This is a genomic window from Flavobacterium sp. ov086 (assembly GCF_900187965.1).
Lineage (GTDB): Bacteria > Bacteroidota > Bacteroidia > Flavobacteriales > Flavobacteriaceae > Flavobacterium.
Genome location: NZ_FZNL01000053.1, coordinates 1 through 5261, shown reverse-complemented (window position 1 = coordinate 5261; position 5261 = coordinate 1). Strand labels below are relative to the sequence as shown.

General features: G+C 32.5%; 4 protein-coding genes. 3 read left to right on the top strand and 1 reads right to left on the bottom strand.

Annotated features, from left to right (window positions below; genetic code table 11):
• Positions 1-307: transposase (locus tag CHB81_RS26535; protein ID WP_141130484.1), on the bottom strand; the 307-nt coding region annotated here is incomplete at its 3' end.
• 246 nt (positions 308-553) lie between these two features.
• Between CHB81_RS26535 and CHB81_RS26530 the strand changes: the two genes are divergently transcribed.
• From CHB81_RS26530 to CHB81_RS26520, 3 genes are all read left to right on the top strand, one after another.
• On the top strand, positions 554-2773 hold the full coding sequence (locus CHB81_RS26530; protein WP_089354820.1) for a TIGR02594 family protein: 2220 nt from the start codon (positions 554-556) through the stop codon (positions 2771-2773).
• Between the two features lie 13 nt (positions 2774-2786).
• Positions 2787-3902 (top strand): hypothetical protein, encoded by a 1116-nt coding sequence (locus CHB81_RS26525; protein WP_141130483.1) that lies wholly within the window; start codon positions 2787-2789, stop codon positions 3900-3902.
• Positions 3903-4275: 373 nt separating this feature from the next.
• Positions 4276-4761: a DUF4280 domain-containing protein gene (locus CHB81_RS26520; RefSeq protein ID WP_089354818.1), complete on the top strand. Its 486-nt coding sequence runs from the start codon at positions 4276-4278 to the stop codon at positions 4759-4761.
• Positions 4762-5261: the final 500 nt, after the last annotated feature.

The window sequence follows — 5261 nt, the reverse complement described above, 5'->3', positions numbered from 1 at the left end:
TGTCTGCAACAAAAGCCTGTCTTTCCAATAATGCTTTTTGCTTTTCCAATAATTTCACTTGGGCTTCGAGTTCCATTATCTTCTGTTCAGGTGTTTTTGCCATTTGGGTTGGGGTTTGGTTCTCCCAATCAAAGTTACCAAATTTTCTTAACCAATTTAAAACTGTTCCATGACTCTGAATACCATATTGTTTTCTTGTTTGAGTAATAGAAATATTTCCTTTTTCAATCTCACTAACAATTTGAAGTTTTAGTGACATACTGTAATCTCGTTGACTACGCTTTACATAATTTATTTGATCTTCCATAACGATGGCTTTTTGTGTATCGCTATTTCAGGACGAGACATTAAAGTAAAAGAAAAAGGCTGTCTAAAATTAATAGACAGCCTCTTTTTTTTACGCTCTCATCAGTGCTAGACAATTAGTTCTAAGAGAAGATTTATGCTTTACTATTTTGCTTTCCCAAAAGTTAAAGTTTGTAAGACTTTTATTTAATTAAATAAAAGTGTATATATTAGTATTGTGAGATTTTATTTATTTAAAGAACTATATATGCCTGATTTTAAAATAATAGGAAACCCGAATCCAGAAGTAGGAAAAGAGGTAATTTACACGGTAAGTAACTCTGTTCTTCCTGAGAGTTTTTTATCAGGACAAACAGTTCCTGCCGGAGACAACCCGTTTACAGAACAGGTTAAATGGTCTCTATATGCTCTGGAATATGGAAAATGGTATCTAAAGGGAAAAAACAATAAAACAGGACCTACAGCCAACTATACCTTTACAGAAATAAGCCTGTCTAGAAAAGGTATCCGTATTGTTGCCCAATTAGGCGAAGAAGAAGCAACACTCGATATTAAACCAATTGACACTATAAAACGCAAAATAGTAAAAGTTGAACTTTGTGATGCATTGGGAAATTTGCAGACAAAACCATTTGGTTATAACCAGACTGTAATCGCAAGGGTACATTGCACCAATCTTGATAATTGCACAGTCCATGTAACTTTATGGGAAGATGATGCTCCGGGTGCGGGACATAACGAGATAAATAAAAATAATAAAGCTGTAACAAAATCAGAACTGGTATCGAATGGTATTGCTGATATTAAATTTAGATTGGATATCGATTTTGCAAAAATGGCAAACGCTCAATTGGCAAGAGGCGATAAAAGCGAAGGAAAAACACACGAGTATTATGTAACAGCTGAAGTTTTTAGACAAAAAACGGTAAGCAGCAATAATATTAATGTTATAAATCCGGATCATAAAACAACCGATTCAAAACCGGCTGATCAAAAACCTGTAAAACCAAGACCCGCAGCACCAGCAGAGACAAAAGGAAAATCTAAAAAAACAGAAAAAGGATTAAAAGAGCCTGTAAGCGGGACAATTTATGATTGGAGTGAAGCAGTGCTAAAAGCCATACCAATGATTTTACCAGACCCTATTGAGGTTGTTAATAGTCTTGCTAAAGTTTTTATGCCTGATAAAAAGGAGAAGAAAGAAGATATTTGTGTTTGCAAAGAAAATAATTTCTATTGGAGCGATAAATTAACTTGTGATGAACGTAAAAAAGTTCTTGAAGTTTGCGCCAAACTATGGGGTGAGAAAAATAAAAAAGATAAAGCCAGTGAGTTAATGGCTGTCATTCATCTTGAAACAGGCGATAAAACTCCTTTTAAACCATATGCTGATAATGGCGTGGGGTTTTCCGGTTTGATACAATTTAGTGATTCTACTGCACAAGGTTTAGGCACTACTAGAGCAAAATTGAAAGAGATGACATTTATAAAACAAATGGATTATGTGCATGAGTATTTTTCACAAAGGAAAGATCAACTTGTAACAATGACCGATTTGTACTTGTTAGTTTTAAAACCTAATGCAGTTGGAAACGGTCATAACTCTGGCTATGTCCTTTTTGATGAAAGTATTAGTATACCCGATGGTGATGGTAGTACTACAAGTTATGAGCAACGAATGAAAAACATAAATAGAGAGCCATGGGTTACTAAATATGGTTATGCTTCAAATCCTCATTTTATGAAAGAAAATGGAGAATATGCAAAAAGGGAGAAGTGGGTATATACAAGACAGAAAAAAGAGATGCGCTGGGGTTTTCATAACGGAAGAACAACAGTTGGCGAAGTCACACAGGGACTAAAAGAGAAACATTATAATCCAGGATCTTCACAATTATTTAATGGTAAATGCGACGATATTGTAGAGAAAAAAAATGCAGAAACCACCGGTGAAAGAGCACCGTGGATGAAATTGGCATGGATAGAGGAGGCAAAGAAACTTGTGGAAACAGGTAAAAATAAGGCGATTCAGAAATTTTTCGAAAAAACACCTTATGAAAAATCTATGAAAGATGGAACAACTGATGAAAAGGATGTTGCTTGGTGTGCTGCATTTATTAACTGGATTATGACAAATTATGGATACAAAGGGATTGAAGGTTATGATGCTGTTCGTGCCTTAAAATGGGCAAATTGGGATGAAGGTAGAGACTTGAAAAAGCCAGTATATGGAGCAATTGCTGTTAAAACTAGAAAAGGCGGTGGTCATGTTGGTTTTGTCGCTGGTAAGAAAGGAAATAAAATTGTCATATTAGGAGGTAATCAGGGAGATGCTTTATGCTGTGTAACATATAGTGAATCCAATTATTTTGCCTATATCGTTCCAAAAGACTATCAGGTAATTGAAGAAGATTATAATTTACCCGAATATGAAGGTAATCCAGGAGAAAAAGGTTCAGAAAGTTAAAAGTTAAGTGATCATGAAAAATTTAGTTATAATACTATGTTGTTGTGTTTTAAACAGTTGTAATGGACAACAAAATAAAGATATCAATATAAAAAGTGAAAAGCACATGAAGGATATATTAAAAAGACAATTACAGTATGGAATACCAAACTATAGTAATACATATGAATATAGTAGTTCGGATTTTGAAGTTATTATGCCCATAACAAAAGAAGGGTTAAAATTACATGGGTTAAAATTTCCGAGCGATGATGAATTTAATAGCAGAATCAAAATTATTTTTAACAGAATAATAGATTCAAAATCTGATTCAAAATATATTTATGTTAATTTTTTAGAAAAATGTGATAGAACACCCATATATTTCCCAAATAATATTTATGCTTATTTTGGTTTATTTGTTATTAAAAATGATAACTATATTACGGAAAGTTATGCCTTACCACAAATTATAGATTATCAAAAAAAGTTCATTGACATTTCTATATATGAAAATTCGTTACCCAAGAAATCTATGTTTGAAAATCGTGAAGAAGTTACAAGATATCTATGGAAGGATGAAAAGAATTTAGTTCAACAACGCAAAAAAAATATTGATGTATTAGTTAATCGCAACAAATATCTATTTAATGATAGTAAAGCAAGCTTGGTTTGGTTGAAATTTAATGATCAAGAGTTTCTGGAATCATTGGTAAAGACTTTTGGATATGTACAAGATAAGGATTTATTAAAATGGGTTTTAGATAGAAATCTAAATGATGCTGAATTTGATAAAGTGGTTTTTACAAAAACCTGCGATAATAAATATGTTTTTCATAAAGAGATTTTTGAAGTCATGAATCTTGCAGATACCAAAAGTAAAGAAAAATATATTGCTTTTTTGAGAGAACATTTCCCAAAAGTTGACAAAAACAATTTTAGTGACGAAACAAAAATTCAGGCACTGTACTGTTATTATTCGACGAAACTTTCAGGAAGTGTTGAAGCTTCAGATGTGTATTCTTTTTTTCCAAGGCTTAATGATGAGGAATCTGAACAGGAATTTAAGAAAAACAATTATTATAATTTATCAGATTTTAAGGAACTGTATAATGAAACTAGATATAGTGGTGTAGGCCCTGCTGAATAATATAAATCCCTTGCTGTAAAGGAGAAATCTCCTGGCTTCATACTCCTCCGATAAGCAAATAAAAAAAATATTAATAAACCTTGAATAAATTGGAATGGATTATTGAAATGTGTACGAAGTTGGGAGATTTCGCTAGCATGGGGCAATTATAATGTAGTATGTTTTTTGAATCAAAATCATTATTCGATTGAGAAAATAGTAATGGATTATTCTCTAAACCTTTCCATACCTAAAAAGTTACTATCGAAATCAGTAACCTAAATGAAAAAAGAGGTCATTATAGGAACCCGAAAGTCAATTTTTATTGCTGAAGAAAAAAAGAAAGCAAGTTTTTTTAAGGGATTCATAAGTCGTTTTAAATAAAATATAAATTATGAGTGAGAAGCATATTGTTGTACAAGGGGCCATACTAAAATGCAAATTTAGCGTAGAGTCCAAAACAGATATCTTAAAGGTAAAAACACAAGAGAAGCATTATGCCAATGATAAAGATGGCGCTAAAAAACTTATAGCCAGCACCAAAGACATTGGGCAAACATTGGAGAAAAATACTTTTGGCAAATGCAAAAAACAGCCCTCCGGAAGTGATTATTTGCCCTGTAAGGCTCAAATTACCAAATGGAGTGGTTTTTATGATAAAATAACCCTGAGTAATCAAGGTAAAATATTAGTAGAAAACAGCAAAGGCACCTGTCCTATGGGAGCACCAGATTGTATTGAGGTTGTAAAACATGGACAAAAATCTGAGACAGGAAAACAAAATTTTAAAGATGCCGATCCTGAGTTGCACAGTCAAATAAACCCTATGGTAGACATGGCTGCTTTTCAGAAAAGTTTAGATGATAATATTGCCCTTTAAAAATAAATATTAGAGTATGTCAAATTTTAATAGTAAACCGATCCAGAGGTAAGAAAAGAAGTCATTTACACCGTAAGTAACTCCATTCTTCCTGAGAGCTCATTACCAGGACAAAAATTCCTGCCAAAAATAACCCGTTTAGAGAAAAAGTTACATGGTTCTTGCGTATTCGAATATGGAAAGTGGGTTTTAAGGAAAAAAAGAATAAAACAAGATCCACAGCAAATTGTACTTTTAAAGAGAAAAAGTTTAAAAGAAAAGGTATATGTATTGTTGGCCTGTCGAGTTAATAAAAAGAAAAAGAGGCTGTCTAGAAATAAGACAGCCTCTTTTTGTATGTAAGTGTCTCGTCCTGAAATAGCGATACACAAAAAGCCATCGTTATGGAAGATCAAATAAATTATGTAAAGCGTAGTCAACGAGATTACAGTATGTCACTAAAACTTCAAATTGTTAGTGAGATTGAAAAAGGAAATATTTCTATTACTCAAACAAGAAAA